Origin of the sequence: Candidatus Neptunochlamydia sp. REUL1, assembly GCF_963457595.1 — a bacterium.
Lineage (GTDB): Bacteria > Chlamydiota > Chlamydiia > Chlamydiales > Simkaniaceae > Neptunichlamydia.
In genome coordinates, this window is the sequence record NZ_OY735137.1 from 1438494 (window position 1) to 1454171 (window position 15678).

12 protein-coding genes are annotated in these 15678 nt (G+C 42.2%); 8 read left to right on the top strand and 4 right to left on the bottom strand.

Annotation, left to right across the window (positions count from 1 at the left end; all coding sequences use genetic code 11):
* Positions 1–63 precede the first annotated feature (63 nt).
* Positions 64–1563: a hypothetical protein gene (locus R2I63_RS07790; RefSeq protein ID WP_316356461.1), complete on the top strand. Its 1500-nt coding sequence runs from the start codon at positions 64–66 to the stop codon at positions 1561–1563.
* A 153-nt stretch (positions 1564–1716) separates the two neighbouring features.
* Here the strand turns inward: R2I63_RS07790 and R2I63_RS07795 are convergent.
* Positions 1717–2483, bottom strand: a protein-coding gene (locus R2I63_RS07795; RefSeq protein WP_316359794.1) for an IS5 family transposase whose coding sequence is annotated in 2 segments (ribosomal slippage) — positions 1717–2108 and positions 2108–2483 — 768 coding nt in all. Because the reading frame shifts where the segments join, the coding sequence is not laid out codon by codon here.
* 320 nt (positions 2484–2803) lie between these two features.
* Here R2I63_RS07795 and R2I63_RS07800 point away from each other — a divergent pair.
* The 5 genes from R2I63_RS07800 to R2I63_RS07820 all read left to right on the top strand — a co-directional run bounded on the left by R2I63_RS07800 (position 2804) and on the right by R2I63_RS07820 (position 8050).
* Positions 2804–6037 carry a hypothetical protein gene (locus R2I63_RS07800; protein WP_316356463.1) on the top strand — a complete coding sequence of 1078 codons (3234 nt, stop codon included), beginning with the start codon at positions 2804–2806 and terminating at the stop codon, positions 6035–6037.
* A 5-nt stretch (positions 6038–6042) separates the two neighbouring features.
* On the top strand, positions 6043–6393 hold the full coding sequence (locus R2I63_RS07805; protein WP_316356465.1) for a hypothetical protein: 351 nt from the start codon (positions 6043–6045) through the stop codon (positions 6391–6393).
* Positions 6394–6592: 199 nt separating this feature from the next.
* Positions 6593–6925, top strand: coding sequence for an RNA recognition motif domain-containing protein (locus R2I63_RS07810; RefSeq protein ID WP_316356468.1), 333 nt, complete (start codon positions 6593–6595; stop codon positions 6923–6925).
* Between the two features lie 145 nt (positions 6926–7070).
* The gene (locus R2I63_RS07815; RefSeq protein ID WP_316355860.1) at positions 7071–7361 is read left to right on the top strand and encodes a transposase; all 291 of its coding nucleotides are present in this window, start codon (positions 7071–7073) and stop codon (positions 7359–7361) included.
* Positions 7362–7483: 122 nt separating this feature from the next.
* Positions 7484–8050, top strand: a complete 567-nt coding sequence (locus tag R2I63_RS07820; protein WP_316356469.1) for an IS3 family transposase — start codon at positions 7484–7486, stop codon at positions 8048–8050.
* Here the strand turns inward: R2I63_RS07820 and R2I63_RS07825 are convergent.
* Both R2I63_RS07825 and glyS read right to left on the bottom strand, forming a co-directional pair.
* On the bottom strand, positions 7977–8957 hold the full coding sequence (locus R2I63_RS07825) for an IS5 family transposase (protein WP_316356471.1): 981 nt from the start codon (positions 8955–8957) through the stop codon (positions 7977–7979). The genes R2I63_RS07820 and R2I63_RS07825 overlap by 74 nt on opposite strands.
* A gap of 151 nt (positions 8958–9108) precedes the next feature.
* Positions 9109–12078 carry a glycine--tRNA ligase subunit beta gene (gene glyS, locus R2I63_RS07830; protein ID WP_320415600.1) on the bottom strand — a complete coding sequence of 990 codons (2970 nt, stop codon included), beginning with the start codon at positions 12076–12078 and terminating at the stop codon, positions 9109–9111.
* Positions 12079–12300: 222 nt separating this feature from the next.
* On the opposite strand from glyS, the gene rlmN reads away from it, so the two are divergent.
* Positions 12301–13371 (top strand): 23S rRNA (adenine(2503)-C(2))-methyltransferase RlmN, encoded by a 1071-nt coding sequence (rlmN, locus tag R2I63_RS07840; RefSeq protein WP_316356474.1) that lies wholly within the window; start codon positions 12301–12303, stop codon positions 13369–13371.
* Between the two features lie 75 nt (positions 13372–13446).
* Positions 13447–14049 carry a CDP-diacylglycerol--glycerol-3-phosphate 3-phosphatidyltransferase gene (pgsA, locus tag R2I63_RS07845; RefSeq protein WP_316356476.1) on the top strand — a complete coding sequence of 201 codons (603 nt, stop codon included), beginning with the start codon at positions 13447–13449 and terminating at the stop codon, positions 14047–14049.
* On the opposite strand, the gene R2I63_RS07850 is transcribed toward pgsA, so the two are convergent.
* Positions 14034–15509, bottom strand: coding sequence for a glycogen synthase (locus R2I63_RS07850; protein ID WP_316356477.1), 1476 nt, complete (start codon positions 15507–15509; stop codon positions 14034–14036). The genes pgsA and R2I63_RS07850 overlap by 16 nt on opposite strands.
* Positions 15510–15678 lie beyond the last annotated feature (169 nt).

The window sequence follows — 15678 nt, forward strand, 5'->3', positions numbered from 1 at the left end:
GAAATCTCATTTTAGCAGATACCTTAAGGCCATGAAGAGGATTAACAGTTAAAGGATAACGCAATGCGCCTTCGATTCTTCCAATTCTTCGCAGTCTTCAAATCCGTGCTCATGGTACTCTGTCTTCCAGCAATCATTTGGCATGTGCCCTTGAATGCAGAAGCTACTCTCCCCGCTCAACAAACGCAACCACAGGCCGCAGATTACACAAATTTCTCGCCTTGGGATTTGCTCAACTACGATACGTTGTCCTATCAAAGAATCACAGACTTTCTCTGGGAAGTGGCTTATGGTAATAGCCTTGAGAATAAGCTCAATGAATCGCAAACCAATCAAGTCATGAACTTCGTGATTTTCTTAGCTAGAAATGGTCTGCAAGACGAAGACATAGAAGGTAAATCTGCACTCGAAGAGGACATCAAGTGGTTAAGAGGCGAACCCAATAATTCAACGCTTGCTCTTGATGATGACGAACGCAGTGAAGCTGGAAATTGGTGGTGGAATACCTCCTTAAAGGGATATGAAAACTACGGAGCTAAGGTTACTCCAGCTGTGCTTTACAGAAATCAATCTCCAAGAATCCTCAACTGCGGATGGATCTCTGAAAGCTGGAAAGCCACAAAAAAGTTCGTTAAAAAACATAAAAAAGAAGTCATCATCGCAGCAGTTGTTGTAGTTGCTGCTACTGTGGTAATTGTCGCTACGAGTGGTGCTGCTACGCCTGCTGTCGTTGGAGGAGCCGTTGCTGCGTCTGCGGATTCTGAGGAAAATGGAGATTTAAAGCCAAAAGGAACATCCAAGCCTAGGACACCCGTAAATAAGCCCGGGGAGATTTACGAACCATATGACGGTAATAATCATGAGAATCAGACTAGTAGCACGCATTATCCAAGCCATTCTGACTTTGATCGGCCAAAAGAAATAGAAGCTCTAATACCAGGAACAACTCCACAGCTAGAGCCAACACTGGATAGAAGTACTCTGCTAATAGAGACTATCGAAAGACAAAACACCACCCTTAAAGAAGAACTCAGTCAAGAGCCTGTAATAGCTTCAGATAGCTTGAATATTCCAGAAGGGAGAACCTATAATCCTAGCACGATAGAAGGCGTGCGAAGGCAAAAACTCGCAGATGAGCAGCTATATGGAGGATTTACGCCAAACAATTTAAGACGAGTAGCTGAATGGGGCAATGATGAAACTATGCCTGATAGAACCGATCAACATCTTATAGGAATTGCTAATCATTTTTTAAATAATAGCCCGGAACAAGATCGTAATACTCCCATTTATTCATCAGGACCAACAATAAACCCAAGGTTTGGGCCTACGATTAATAATATGCAATCGGCCTATGATCAAGGAGAACAAGCTCATACTCAAATGCTAAGCCAGATTGCAGATGATCTCCAAGCTATTAGTGATATACCAGCAAGCACCCCTTTTATAGATCCCATGACAAGATTTCAATCGATACCGAGCCAGCACTATCCTAGTATGACCGTTGATAAAATGTCTCAGACTTTGGGAGATTTAATGGGAAGTCTTAATATCCAATACTGATTTGAATTAAAAACATATTAAATCACGACAAATTCTAACTAACGTAAATCAAATATGTTTTTAATCACGTTTTAATCCGTTTTGCACTCTATTAATCCCATCACAACCCCCATGCTCTAATAATGCAACACAGGGCAATTCTAGATAGTGTCGTCATGAGATAGAAGCCCAAAGAGCGATACAACGAATTTGCACTGCAGCTATGAATGAAGCTGTGTTTTTGGCATATCGAGTGGCTATTCCACGCCATCGTTTTAGGTGGAGAAAAGCATTTTCTACAAGGTGTCGAAGCTTATATAGTTCTTTATCAAATTCTCTCCATTTTTTGCGATTTGACCTCAGAGGAATGACTGGATTTATCCCCTGACTCTCGGCTTGCAATATAATTGCGTCACTATCATAAGCTTTATCGGCGAGCAAATGCTCTGCTGAAATACCTTGGATCAAGAAACTTGCTTGAGTGCTGTCATGAGTGGTACCTTGCGTAACAACAATTCGGACTGGCATACCATGCGCATCCACGGCCAAGTGTATTTTTGTGTTAAGCCCCCTTTTGTCCGACTCATGTCTTGATTACCGCCTTTAGCTCCCGATGCATGAGGGTGCACTTTAATATGGCTCGCATCTATCATGAGCCATTCATAGTCAGGATCTTCCACTAAACATTCAAGCAACGCTTCCCAAATTCTAGCATCCCGCCAACGACAAAAGCGACGGTGAGTGTTTTTCCAATCTCCATAATCAGGTGGTAAGTCTCTCCAAGGAGAGCCTGTTCGAAGAATCCAGAAAACAGCGTTAATGAACAGACGGTTATCTTTTGCTACGGCGCCCCAACCCCCTTTTCGACCTGGCAGGTGAGGAGCTAACAATTCCCAGACTTTATCTGAAATATCGTGGCGACGATGCGATGCTTTTCCCATAGAAAATTCCTTTGTTGCATTGGTATAAGACAGCAAAGTATATCAAATTCAAAATTTCTTGACGACACTATCTAGAGCAAATCAAGAAAACTCTTGAGATTATATTTGATAGTCCCAATCTGCGAATTTTTGTAATGCTTACGATTGTGATATTCTTTATGCACTTCGGACACATCATCTTTGACCCCATCAAAAAATATTTAAAATTTACATTGGATAGAATACGGGAATTCTTTGATATGTGGTTGTAAATCTTTGACTAGATAACCGCTATCGATTAAGCTCTTATGGCATCTTGATCAAACTAGTAGCATGAGCCGATGCAGAAGTTAACACATCTTAGAGTCCCTCAGAACCTCCCTCCTCCCTCCAGCTCCTCAGCAAGCTCCATCTCTAGTGACAAGTCATGCGGTTATAGTTCTGCATCTAGTTCTCCAGAAAACTCTCCTCCGGCAAGACATTTACCACTAAGACTTCCAGAAGCAAAGTATCAAGAGCTATTTGACTCTATAGATCCCTGGCACCCAAATCCCGAGCAAAGACTATCTGCCAATACACAGCACATGAAAACCCTGCAGACAACAATCAATAGGAAGATTCAAGAAAGTTATTTCTTTGTTTTGGGAAAGCAGCAGGAAGATGAACGCTTTCAAAAGGTTTTTGTTGATTTCTTCCGTGAGATACGTGGTGTTAACAACTTAGCTAAAGAAGCATCTATTTTGTTAGCTGATCATTTTCGAGGCTATGCAGACGTGAGTGAAAAAGTCGAATACACCATAGATGCTGGAGACTTTTCAGATATCCACTGTACTTATCATCAACCAACAGAAGAAGTGATTCTTGAGCTCAAGAAGATCCTTGAAGAAGAGTATGGCCTGAAGGGGCAGCTTATAAAATCTCTGAATAAAGCAGGCCAAAAGATTGGAGATGTATTTCAACTAGATACTCACGATACCTGTTTGCGAGAGTTTTCCATATTTCCTAGATTATTTCCCAAATGCATGAAAGCACTGAAGGAGATATTCAGCAGCCTATTGGTATCAGAGTGGCTCAAGAAAGACATTGAAGAGGTTAAGATCTATCTCAAGCAATACCCCTCTAAAGAAAGCATCGAAAGACCAAGACTCACAAAGGAAGATCTCACTCGAGCGATAGCACTCTGGACAGCAGCAAAGCACTACGCTGAGCAGCAAAAGATACGAGATCATCAGCTCTCAAATAAACATAGAAACGAGCTAAAAGATGATCTATGTAGTGCCTTGATCTCTGGAGGATTATCCTTTATAACGGGAGATCCAAGCTTAGTAATTGGACAAGCAGCAAAAACGGCAATGAACTCTTTTGGCAATACAATCGACCCTGAAGGAAAAGATCAGGCAGTGCAAGTCTTAAAGCTATTTGGAGGCTTTGGTCTTGGTAGCGCAATGGGAAGAAATTCCTGGGATCTAGGAACGGCTCTTGGTGTTGATCTTCTTGACCTAGCAACTCGAGCAGAAAAGACAGGAAAAGGAGAGTCTGCCTTAAGAAACCTTGGTGGATCTGTACTCAAAGGCGCATTAACGCAAGATAAGAAAAAGCTAGTCTGCCAAGTACTAGGTTTTAGCGTAGCTGAGGCTGTTAATCAGCTTCCTGAGACAGATGAGACAACGCCGCTTGACATACGCATCGCAAGAGCATTGATATCCAATGGAGATGTTCAAAGTCACTACATTAAGCAGTACGTTGACCAAAAGTTCAAGGAAGCTCCTAAACCAAAAGTTGACGGAGAACTTACTCCAGAAGAACAAGAAAAATACCCCAAGCAAGAACCAACTCTGGCAGACTTACAGCAGCAAGAAGACAGCAAGCAACATGCTCTAAAGATCCAAGCAGCACAAAATGAGCTCATACAAAAAGAAGCTGGTGTTGCAGAAGCAAATAAATACCTCAATGAGAAATTTGCAAAGTATCAAAAAGCCTGTGGTGCATTCAACTCTGCAACTAAGGAATTGAGCAAAGTCATCAAGGGAAACGAGAATCTATCAAAGGCGATAGAAGAAAGAGATGACGCCCAAAAGACACTAGATAGTCTACAAGGGATAGAGAGAATTCCAGTTCCAGAATCTAAACCTGAAAAGCCCAAGAAACCCAAAACAGTAGTAGGGAAAGCATGGAATTGGATAAAAGAAAACGTTGCAGTAAGCGGTGAAATATCTGCAACTAAGATGCCGCTGTATACCGCGAATCCATCTACCTCTTCAGATAGATATGTGCCAAGAGAATTGTCTCAAGCCCCTCCATCTCCGAATAGACCACAGATAAGGGAGCCTAATGCAGGACAGTGGGAGAATGTTCAGGCGATGCAACAAGGCCAACTCTTCAACAAAAACATGCAATACCAAACGCCTGTTGTAGATAATAGCCCTAAAGCCCCCTTGAATTATCAAGCTTACTGGGGGCAAGGTCTGGCAAACAATGTGCAAGTGCCACCAATGGAGCTTAGAAGTCTTGGGAGGAGTAATCCTGTAGATATAAGACCAGCGCATAATAGACCACTTCAAATGGCTGGTTTTTCTGGATCTATGGAGTTTGCATTAATGGATGTAACTCTCCAGTCAAGGTCTGCTATAGATGCTTTAAAGACGGTGAAAAGCGCTGCTGTTAACGACTTCACAAAAAGCATTCCAAAGGGTGGTGCTAAAATTCTCCGAGGCATCTGCAGCTTAATGCTTCCTGATATGTCTGACGTGTCCGGAGCTGAATGTCCAAAAGAACACTTTAAAAGATTCTCGGCTAGCGCGCTATTGAAGTATGACAAGCTTGTACATATCAAGGACCCTCATTCTTTCGGAGCAAGAGCTGGGGAGTTCGTTGGTGAGATGATTTCTTTTGGAGGTGTTGGAAAGGTCATAAGAGTCGCAGAAGGCATTAGCGTACTGGGCATGGCTTGTGAAGGCGGCGTAGTAGGCCTCGTTATGGCAGAAGCTCATGACACCAATAAAGCAGCTGGGGTGGCCTTTGGTTTTGGTTTTGGTGGTGCAGCAGGTTCAATACCGAAAGCATTTAGAGCTTTAAAATCTATAAGCACTGTTAGTCCGCTGCAGGATAGAGCATTGAGCTTATCCATATCTAGGCATGAAGCAGGCATGCAGTTACTAGAAAATCGAATACTGCGATGTGGCTTTGTAAGTGATAAGACTATTGGAAAAGTAGCTTCTTATCCTGAAAAAAGCAAACTCATTGTCGATATTAAGAAATTCGATTACCTTTTTGGAAGGGCCTCTAAAACCTCTGCACATAATGCAGCCAGAACCTCAAATAACCTTGAACAAATGACACGTTTGGGATTAAATGACTCTAAAGCACATTATCTAATAATTGAAGATCATTTTAAGAAAATATTAAGAAACCCACATAATATAGTAGATAATATCACAAATAAATATGGTACATTTGAAGTAAGACAATCTCTGCTAGCTGGTCCTTCAGGAAAATTTGCAAGATTAGACTCGACTTTTGAAGTATTGCCAGATGGGTCGAGAAGATTTATTACAACAGTGTGTAAAGGAGGGTGATTTTTATGCTGATAAAACTTCCAGATGAAATAGACTTTTTTTCTTTCTTTTCTTGTGATCCAAACCGTGATGAATATGATGAATTAACACTTTCTTATGGGATAACAGATGAAAATTGCAATCGTTTAGAGTTTTCTTTTAATGAAGCAACGAGAACTGTATGTACTACTGTATTTAAAGGAAATCAGGTTTTAGAAAATGTTTTTGTTGAAGGTTTGGTAAGAATATATTTCCTTGATAAAGGGGAGAGAAAATGCTTGATAGCCGAGTGTAAAAAGGCTGATTATTTATTTAAGCTAGAATTATATGTAGAACCTTGCATTCAAATTAATTGGAGTGGACAAGAGGCTTCTTAAGAGAATGAACGAAAGATGGAAGAACAGCTTAAAAAGTATTATGGATGAACATTTCCATGCAGAAATCGTCTAGAGAAAACGCTCATACTTGCGCTATAAGAGCCTATCTTCTGCTTCCTGGTATGATCTTATGGCTATATAAAAATAAAGCGCTTATATTTAGCGTGATATTTGCTAATAAACCCCTTGGAGGCAAAATATGGACATATTTGTAAAAGGACTAGCAGAAAGCGTAACTTCGTCTCAGCTCAAAGAACTCTTCAGCATGTACGGCAAGGTGTTATCATCTAGAATCATCGTAGATCATGAAACGCAAGTATCTCGAGGCTTTGGGTTCGTTAAGATGCCGATAGAGTCTGAAGCAAAACTCGCTATGAGAAGAATTAGCGGCTCAGAGCTTGAGGGAAATATTCTCAAAGCTAAGGTTGCGAACACTGGAAACTTTAATAGCCCTAGAGATTCTATTTTGCCAAGGAGCTTCAAGCCTCCAAAAGAACTATCCTCTAGAGCAGCTTTCAAAGATTACGATTAGAGAGTAAATAGCAATAGCTGTCTGCTGTTTTCTGGGCATTCGTGAAGGAATAAGTCTTTTTGATCCGGATATAATGCTCCCCAAAATTTAGACAGGTGTGTTTAGGAGAATAAGCTGTCTCGGATAGACTAAAAGGAGATAGTTTATGAAACGGAGAAAAATGAGCAGTAAATATTCACCCGCCCTTAAGTTTAGAGTCGCTTTGGCTGCTTTAAAGGGAAACAAGACGATAGCAGAGCTATGCCAAGAATTTGGTGTGGCTTCCAGTCAGATTTATGCCTGGAAAAAGGACCTTGAAGAAAGAGGGCTTGAAATTTTTGAAACGAAGAGCCCAGAGCACTCTCATCGGGTAGAAGTTGATAAACTTCATGGAGTCATAGGGAAGCTGAAGGTTGAAAACGATTTTTTAGAGAGAGCGCTTGGAAGCTCCCACTAAAGGAGCGACAGGCGCTTGTAAAATTGAAAGGCAATTTAAGCCTAGCAAAAAAGGCTAAGCTACTAAAGATCAATAGATCTACGATTTACTATCAGTCTTGTAAAAAAGAGGATGTAGATCTGATGAATGAAATCCGCGATCTGTATGAAAAGCATTGCTTTTTGGGGTATCGACGGATCACTGAAATTTTAAACAGGAGAATGGAGACAAAGGTCAACAGAAAGAAAGTCTTGAGGCTCATGAGAAAGATGGGGCTTATGGCTGTTTACCCCAAGAGAAAGCTGTCAAATAGAAATGATGATGATCCAGTTTATCCTTATCTCTTAAAGGAAAAGCCACCCCTCAAGCCAAATGATTGTTGGGCGGTTGATATCACATACATAAGAATATGTGGAGGATATGCTTACTTAACAGCGCTTATTGACTGGGTAAGCCGGCAGATTATGGGTTGGAGCTTGAGTCCTTTTTTGGACGCTAGCTCATGTTTAGAAGCATTGAATCAGGGGTTAAAAAAAGAGTTTCCAAAGATGGTTAACTCTGATCAAAGAAGTCAGTTTACAAGGGCTTTGTTGCATAATTCATTGAAAGTCTTTTTGGCCCTCCCACTTCTGTGGGTCAGTTTATCACTTTATAACTATCTGGCATACCCAGTTCGGTCATACAGTTCAGAGCTTGGAGCTTTATCATAGATTCGGTAAATTGATTTCCCCAGGTTCTTGAGCGAAGTTTGTCTCCCACAATCGTCTTGAATCGGAACATGAAAGTCTCGACCAAAGACCTTTTATGATATCCCACCTTCTCCTTCCAAAGCTTTCTCCCATCTTCTCCACCTCGCCTGATTTCCTCTATAGCTGTATTTCTTTGAGCCAAGCATGGAGCGGGATCTTTCTTGTGAAGGCGGGCATTTTTTGGTGGTGGAATGACCGGCCTTCCCCCTCGATCATCTATGGCCATCCGACAATCTATTGTGTCATAGGCCCCGTCACCGTAAACATCTCCCAAGGAGAAGTCGTCTAGGCAATCCATCATCTCAACCATAGCTGCGTCATCAGTTACATTATTTGAGCTCAGAGCTCCAATAACAATCTCATTCGAATCAACACACATGCCCACATGAAGTTTTCTCCATGTTCTCCTTTTAGAGTATCCATGCTTGCGGGTTTTCCATTCACCCTCACCAAAAACTTTCAATCCGGTAGAATCGAAAATCACATTCAAGCTTTCCCCTGACTTAAGAGGCCTTTTTAAAGGGATTTTCAGATGTCTGGCTCTCCGAGAGAAGACTGAGTAATGGGGGCAGTTAAGGTTGAGACCTAAGATCGCAATAAGTGACTCGATAAAACCCTGAAGTTGACGAAGCTTGCAATGAAAAACTGCGCGTATCATCAAGGCACATAGGATGGCGTCATCAGAATAGAATTTTGGCCGACCTCGACTACCTAAATTTTCGTTGGAATACCACTTCTCTATAACTTCGGGACTAAACCAAAAAGTGATGCTCCCCCTATTTTTCAATGATGTGTTATACTGCTTCCAGTTGCGGATTCGATAGAGATTTCTCTTTTTGGATGGGTTTGAATCTTTCTTATTCGTCATTTTGAGCCTATGGTTTTTCGTTTTCATAAACAAAAAAAATTATAGACTCACTGACCTTAAGGCAAGAATCACATTTTCTGCAGCTATTTATGCAACAAAGCCTATTATATCATAAAATTTAATTAAAAAACTAAAATACAAGTCATTCTTTCTAAATGTTTTGAATCCTTCCAAAGTCGAGTAGTAGGGAGAAATAAGAGAAGACCTCTTGGAGGAGAGCAATTCTGTTGGTCCTGATCTTTGGCTCGTCAGCTAGGATTTTGACTTCTTCAAAGAGAGTCGCGAGGGGGGATCTGAGTGTGCTAAGATGCTCAAAAGCGCCCTGGTAGTTCTTAGAGGAGAGGGCTTCTTTAAAGGGTTTTTTCAGAGTAGCTAGGGACTCGTAGAGGGATTTTTCAGCGGATTCAAGAAAAAGATCGGGTTTAATGGTGTGGAGTTTTTCTTTGCCGATTTGCCCTTTAGCGCGCTTATAGACCTCAAAAAGTCCATTGAAATGGTCACTAGCGCGGAATAGGTTGAGGGCTTGAGTCTTTAAAAACTGGTCGTAGGGATTCGTGCAAAGCCCTTGGAGAGAAGCTTCTATTTCATCCTTTTGAAAGTCATAGTCCTCTAGGACACCTTTAGCACGAGCGGTTAGAAAGTTGAGAACCTCTTGATCTTTAATAACGGTTTGTAGGTCAAGGCTTAAGTTGTTTTCGATGAGAATTTTAATCACCCCAATCGCTTGACGTCTGAGGGCATAGGGATCGCTAGAAGAGGTAGGCTTTAATCCTACTTTGAAATAGCTGATCAAATTGTCGAGTTTATCGGCAAGGCTTAGGAGAATCCCTGCTCTTGATTCAGGAAGGGCGCCTCCTTCTGATTTCGGAAGCCAGTGCTCTTCAATAGCAATTGCGACTTCCTCTTCTTCTTTTTGGTGGAGGGCGTAGTGCTTTCCGATCGTCCCTTGGAGGTCTGGAAATTCTTGTACAAGTTCTGATGCAATGTCAGCTTTGCAAAGGGATGCGGCGCGAAGCACAGTTTTTTCACTTCCCACTTCCAAAGCTTGGGCAAGAATGAGGGCTAGCCTTTTGAGGCGATCCACTTTCTCGGCCATCGTTCCGAGTTCTTTTTGGAAGATGATATTTTCAAGCTTTTTGGCAAAATCATCCATTGAAGTTTTTAAATCTTCTTCATAGAGAAAGACTCCGTCAGAAAGGCGTGCTGAAAGGACATTTTGGTTTCCTTCTTTTATCACCTCGCTTGGGGTGTTATCCGCTGTAATGACGAAGAGAGGAGCAAGGTGGCCGCTATGACTCATAAGAGGGAAATACTTTTGATGCTCCACCATTTCTGAGGTGAGAACTTCCTGAGGCGCTTTTAAAAACGCTTTATCAAAAGAGGCATAGGTGAGCTCTGGCCATTCGGTAAGGTAAAGCACTTGAGAGAGAACCTTCTCTTTGAAAACTGCAAGGGTGTTTGTTTCCTTTTCGATGGCTTCAAGTTCTTGACAAATGACACTTTTTCTTTTTTCTATGTCGACCATTACTTTGTGTTCTTCTAATCGGGCAACATAATCACTTGCAGATTCAATTGGAAAGGCTTCATCACATAGTTGGGCGTGTCCTGCAGAGAGGTTTCCTGAAGCTATACCGGCAATTTCAAAAGGAATGACGGTGTTTCCGAGTAGTGCCACGACCCACTGAAGTGGGCGTGCATAGAGGGTGTCAAGACCGCTCCAGCGCATCTTTTTGGGGAAGGGGAGGTCGCTAATGATTTTAGGCAGGGCTTGGCTTAGGATTTCAATAGTAGAGACGCCTTTTTTCTCTAGGGTAGCCATAAGGTAGTCACTCCCTTTGATCTCTTGGATGTGAAGCGTATTGTGTTTTTTAATCTCTTGAAGTGTTGGAGGAGTTTCAAATCCAAGAGATTTGAAAAAGCCCATGCCTTGCTTTGTTGCATGTCCTTGAGCGTCGTAGGCAGTTGAAACTGGCGGGCCACGCCTAGTATCTGCGCTATCTTCTGTCCCATGAATCAAATCATTGACTAGGATGCTTAAGCGGCGAAGTGTTCCATAAATGTGGAAGCCTGAGTAGGTAAGTTTGTGTTCTTTTAAGAGCTTTTCGATGGCACTTTTAAGGTTTCTATTTCCAATAGGGACGAAGGTTGCAGGGAGTTCTTCCGAACCGATTTCAAAGAGGAAGTCGCTTGTTTCTTTTGGATTGAAAGTTTCTGGGAGCGGAGGAATAGAGTGGGTAGGGGGTTCTTTTTTCAGTTGTTTTAGGAGGGGAAAGCCTAGCTTTTCCCTAGAGACGAGATATTCGGTAGCCGCTGCTTTTGCGAGATCACGAACACGAGTAATATACCCCGTTCGCTCGGTTACAGAGAGGACTCCGCGCGCCTCAAGCATATTGAATGCGTGGGAAGCTTTCATTACAAAGTCGTAGGCAGGAATGGGGAGATTTACCTCAACAAGTGCTTTTGCTTCTCTTTCAAAATCTTCAAAGTGGCGTAGCCACATCTCTGTTGAAGCTTTGTAGAAGTTGTAGTGGCTCCACTCAACTTCGTTTCTGTGGTAGATATCGCCATAGGTAACCTGCTCGTTGTATTGCATATCGAAGAAGTTATCTTTCTTCTGCACAATCATAGAGAGGCGCTCGAGACCATAAGTGAGTTCTACACTAATCGGTTTTAGAGTGTAACCTGCAACAGACTGGAAATAGGTAAACTGGGTCACTTCCATTCCATCCATCCAGACTTCCCAACCGAGCCCCCATGCGCCTAGCGTAGGAGATTCCCAGTCATCATGGACGAAACGGATGTCGTGCTGCTTTAAGTTGAATCCAAGTGTTTCAAGGGACTTGAGGTAGAGTTTTTGGATTTCTTTCGGGGAAGGCTTCATGATGACTTGAAGTTGATGGAACAGTTGCGTGCGGTTGGGGTTGTCTCCAAAACGGCCATCCTGAGGACGTCTAGAGGGTTCTACGTAAACAGTATTGTAAGGCTCAGGGCCGAGGGAGCGGAGGAAAGTGGCAGGGTTAAATGTTCCAGCCCCCACTTCTACATCGTGTCCCTGCTGAATCAGGCATCCCTGCTTTGCCCAAAAGGCAGTCAACTTTCTGATAATTTCTTGAAAAGTCATCTTTGCAATTACCCTTGAATTATGTAATAATCTCGGCTTCGTGCATTTTTTTCTAGAAGATCTCTAGTGCTTCCGAAGGAGCAGGATGTTTTTAATTTGAATGGAATGGTCAAACCACCATTTTTGAAAATTAAAAATCATTTTGGCCCACCGGAACCGCTGGGGAGATCCAGCCAAAAAATGCACGAAGTTGGGATAATGTTGCATGAATTAGGAGTTATAATGCGAGAATTTTGTGGGCTTCTGTCTCAAGAGGTGGAAAATTTCTTTGAAGAGGAAGGTGAAAAAGCATTCCGGGCAACGCAGCTTTTTGACTGGGTCTACCAAAAAGGCAAAGTGGACTACGATCAGATGCTTAACCTCCCTCAGCCGCTTAGATCTCTTTTAAAAGAGAAGGTCGCTATTGGTGTATTGCAGCTTGAAAAAATAGAAGATTCAGAGGATGGTGAAACAAAAAAATTTCTGTGGAAACTTCCTGATAATCATTTTGTTGAATCCGTGCTCATTATGAGTGGAGATCGGCGTACTGTGTGTGTATCCTCGCAGGTAGGCTGTCCGGCGCGATGCGCCTTTTGCGCCTCAGGGAAAGAAGGGGCCATCCGCAACCTTACTCCTGCAGAGATTGTGGAGCAGGTGGTCCTTATTAACCACCATTTAATGCAAGTTGACGAACGGGTCAGCCACCTGGTTTTCATGGGGATGGGGGAGCCTTTGGAGAATTATGTGGGGGTGGTTCGTGCTCTCAAAATCTTGATGGATCCTGATCTTTTTGGATTTTCTTCCCGCAGAATTACCGTTTCTACCGTCGGTGTGGCTCCTAATATTAGACGGCTGATGGAGGATGGGTTCAAAGTCAACCTTGCCCTTTCTCTTCATGCTCCTAATCAACATATTCGGAAGAAGGTGGTTCCCTATGCCCGCAAGTTTTCAATTGAGGAAGTTTTGAAAAGTGCTCGTGAGTATGCAAGGTTTACTAAGAGAGACTTAACTTATGAATATGTCCTCCTAGACGGAATTAATGATACGGAAGAAAATGCTGAAGAGCTTGCATCTCTTCTTAGAAATGAGCAATGCACTGTCAATTTAATTCCTTACAATCCAGTAAGTGGACTCAATCTCAAAAGGCCTAGTAAAGAAAAAATTGAAAAATTCCATGCAATTTTATTGAAAAGAGGGGTACGCACCACTAGGCGATACACTAAGGGAAAGGACATTGCCGCGGCTTGTGGTCAGCTAGCCCTCCACAGGAAAAACGAAAAAAAACCTTTAGAAATTGAAGCAAAGTCAGTATAAGGGGGCAGAAAAGCACCAACCTATGGTATCATGAGAGCTACAAGTAAAGTTTCAATTTTTAGAGGAGAAATGCTTTTGAAGCTCCCATTATTTCTAACGATTGGAAGGATCTTTATCAGTCCGATCTTTTTGATTTTCTATCTGAAGTATCAACAGCTGGGGATTACACTCCACGCACTTCCGTTTGTCTTGATTTTTTTGCTTGTGCTTTCAGAGCTGTCTGATTTTTTCGATGGGTTTCTTGCAAGACGCTTTAATTTAGTGACTGAGCTCGGTAAGATTTTGGATCCAATGGCTGATAGCATTACTCGCCTCACCATATTGCTTACCTTCACACAAGGATTCATTCGACTTCCGCTGCTTCTGGTCTTTGCCTTTGTTTATCGGGATGCAATGATCAGCACCCTGAGAACAGTCTGTGCTTTTCGAGGTGTAACTCTTGCAGCACGGACTAGTGGAAAAATCAAAGCTGTTCTGCAAGCATCTTCGATCTTTGCAATTCTGATCCTTATGATCCCTTATGCGTGGGGAAGCCTTTCTCTTCTTCAACTGCAAAATATCAGCCTTATTATTATTTCAGCGGCAGCTGTCTATACTGTTTTTGCTGGGGGAGAATATATTTGGGCTAACCGAAGCTACATTCGCCAAGCCTGGCAGAGCGATCAGACAGATCGATAGGCTTCTAAGTATTCTAATGCAGGGGTTTTCCAGCTCCAGTCCTTTTGAAAGCCGTTTTTAAGCATCAGTTTCCACTTCTTTGAGTCGTTTCTATGATGTTCGAAGGCGCGATCGATTGACCAGCGTAGACTATTCTTGGAGGGGAAGTCAAAGGTGTATCCATTTCTTCTGTTAAGGGGGATTGTATCGTGATCTATATCAAAAACAGTATCGTTGAGTCCTCCTACTTTATGAACGATGGGGATTGTTCCATAGCGCAGGGAGATCATTTGTGTGAGACCGCAAGGTTCAAAGAGAGAAGGAATGATGATGCAGTCAGCAGAGGCAAAGGTAAGGTGTGCGAGTTGTTCGTCAAAGATAAAGTGGAAATGGACATGGGGATTGTCGCGGTATTCTTCAGCCAAGGCATAGAATTCTGCTTTGAGGGTAGGCTCAGGCGTTGATCCAAGGAGAATGAATTGTCCTCCTTTTTTCAGGACATATTCGATTCCAAAACGAAGCATTTCGGGACCTTTTTGTTCAACAATTCGGGTTACAGAGATGAATAGAGGAGCGGGAGCGTAGTCCATATGGAGTTTCTGTTGCAGAGACTTTCTGTTTTCTGTTTTAGCTTTAATGACCTCGTCGAGGTTTATACCATCTGTTTGATAATTTTGCTCTAGGAAGGGGTCTGTTTCGGGATTCCAATAGGGTGTGTCAATGCCATTTAAGATGCCTCGAAGCTTCCCTTTGTTTTCGACAAGAAGAGGGTCAAGGCCAAACCCTTCTTTCCCTTGAATTTCTTCTGCATAGGTAGGAGAAACGGTTGTTAAACTATCAGAAAAAACAAGGGCTCCTTTCAAAAGGTTGAGTTTTTTCGGATTTTTATGATCTTGCATTTTGTCTTTTGTGATCAGGTGGTCTGTTTTAAGACCTAATCGTTCGATTTTTTGTGGAACGCATGTTCCCTGATACTTCATGTTGTGGATGGTTGTCATGATTCCTCCAATCTTCAACCCAAGGGATTGATACATCTCGCGATAAAGAGGAGCAGCAAGAGAGGTAAGCCAATCATGAATATTGAGGATATCAGGATGTTTTCCCTTTTTAAGAAGGTATTCCATGGCGGTTTTTGTGAAGTAGGTGAAGCGGAAAAGATCGTCTTCTTCCCCATAGATCACACCGCGTTCAAAATATCCTGCCTCGCTATGAGGCTCGATTAAAATAAGAGATATCCCATCAAATTCGGCTGACCATACGGTGTTTTTAACTTCTTCAAGATCTTCATAGGATAGAAGGTCTTCAAAATCCACTTCGAGATTTTTAAGTAATTTCCGATCGATATGATCATAAAAGGGGAGAATAACCTCCACCTTTTCACCCTCTTCAGTCAAAGCCTTAGAGAGGCCGGCTGTTACATCACCCAGTCCACCCACTTTGGCAAGAGGAGCCAGCTCTGTCGTTAAATGCACAATATACATATTTTTTAGTTACCATAGATCAATAGTTTTTAGATATCTCCAAGGGTTTATCAATATAAAATTTTGGTGTGTCTGTGGATGCATTTAGGTGTTGAAAAGAAATGTATAGGAAGTTAGACTGATGGCTTGTTTAACCTGAGTTGTTGAGCTAATCTGCGCGACACTCATG

What these genes read in the sequence shown, in the direction of transcription:
- R2I63_RS07805 (WP_316356465.1), top strand. Translation starts at nt 6,043, where the DNA reads ATGCTGATAAAACTTCCAGATGAAATAGACTTTTTTTCTTTCTTTTCT.
- R2I63_RS07810 (WP_316356468.1), top strand. Translation starts at nt 6,593, where the DNA reads ATGGACATATTTGTAAAAGGACTAGCAGAAAGCGTAACTTCGTCTCAG.
- glyS (WP_320415600.1), bottom strand. Translation starts at nt 12,078, where the DNA reads ATGACTTTTCAAGAAATTATCAGAAAGTTGACTGCCTTTTGGGCAAAG.
- rlmN (WP_316356474.1), top strand. Translation starts at nt 12,301, where the DNA reads ATGCGAGAATTTTGTGGGCTTCTGTCTCAAGAGGTGGAAAATTTCTTT.
- R2I63_RS07820 (WP_316356469.1), top strand. Translation starts at nt 7,484, where the DNA reads ATGAATGAAATCCGCGATCTGTATGAAAAGCATTGCTTTTTGGGGTAT.
- R2I63_RS07825 (WP_316356471.1), bottom strand. Translation starts at nt 8,957, where the DNA reads ATGACGAATAAGAAAGATTCAAACCCATCCAAAAAGAGAAATCTCTAT.
- R2I63_RS07815 (WP_316355860.1), top strand. Translation starts at nt 7,071, where the DNA reads ATGAAACGGAGAAAAATGAGCAGTAAATATTCACCCGCCCTTAAGTTT.
- R2I63_RS07790 (WP_316356461.1), top strand. Translation starts at nt 64, where the DNA reads ATGCGCCTTCGATTCTTCCAATTCTTCGCAGTCTTCAAATCCGTGCTC.
- R2I63_RS07800 (WP_316356463.1), top strand. Translation starts at nt 2,804, where the DNA reads ATGCAGAAGTTAACACATCTTAGAGTCCCTCAGAACCTCCCTCCTCCC.
- R2I63_RS07850 (WP_316356477.1), bottom strand. Translation starts at nt 15,509, where the DNA reads ATGTATATTGTGCATTTAACGACAGAGCTGGCTCCTCTTGCCAAAGTG.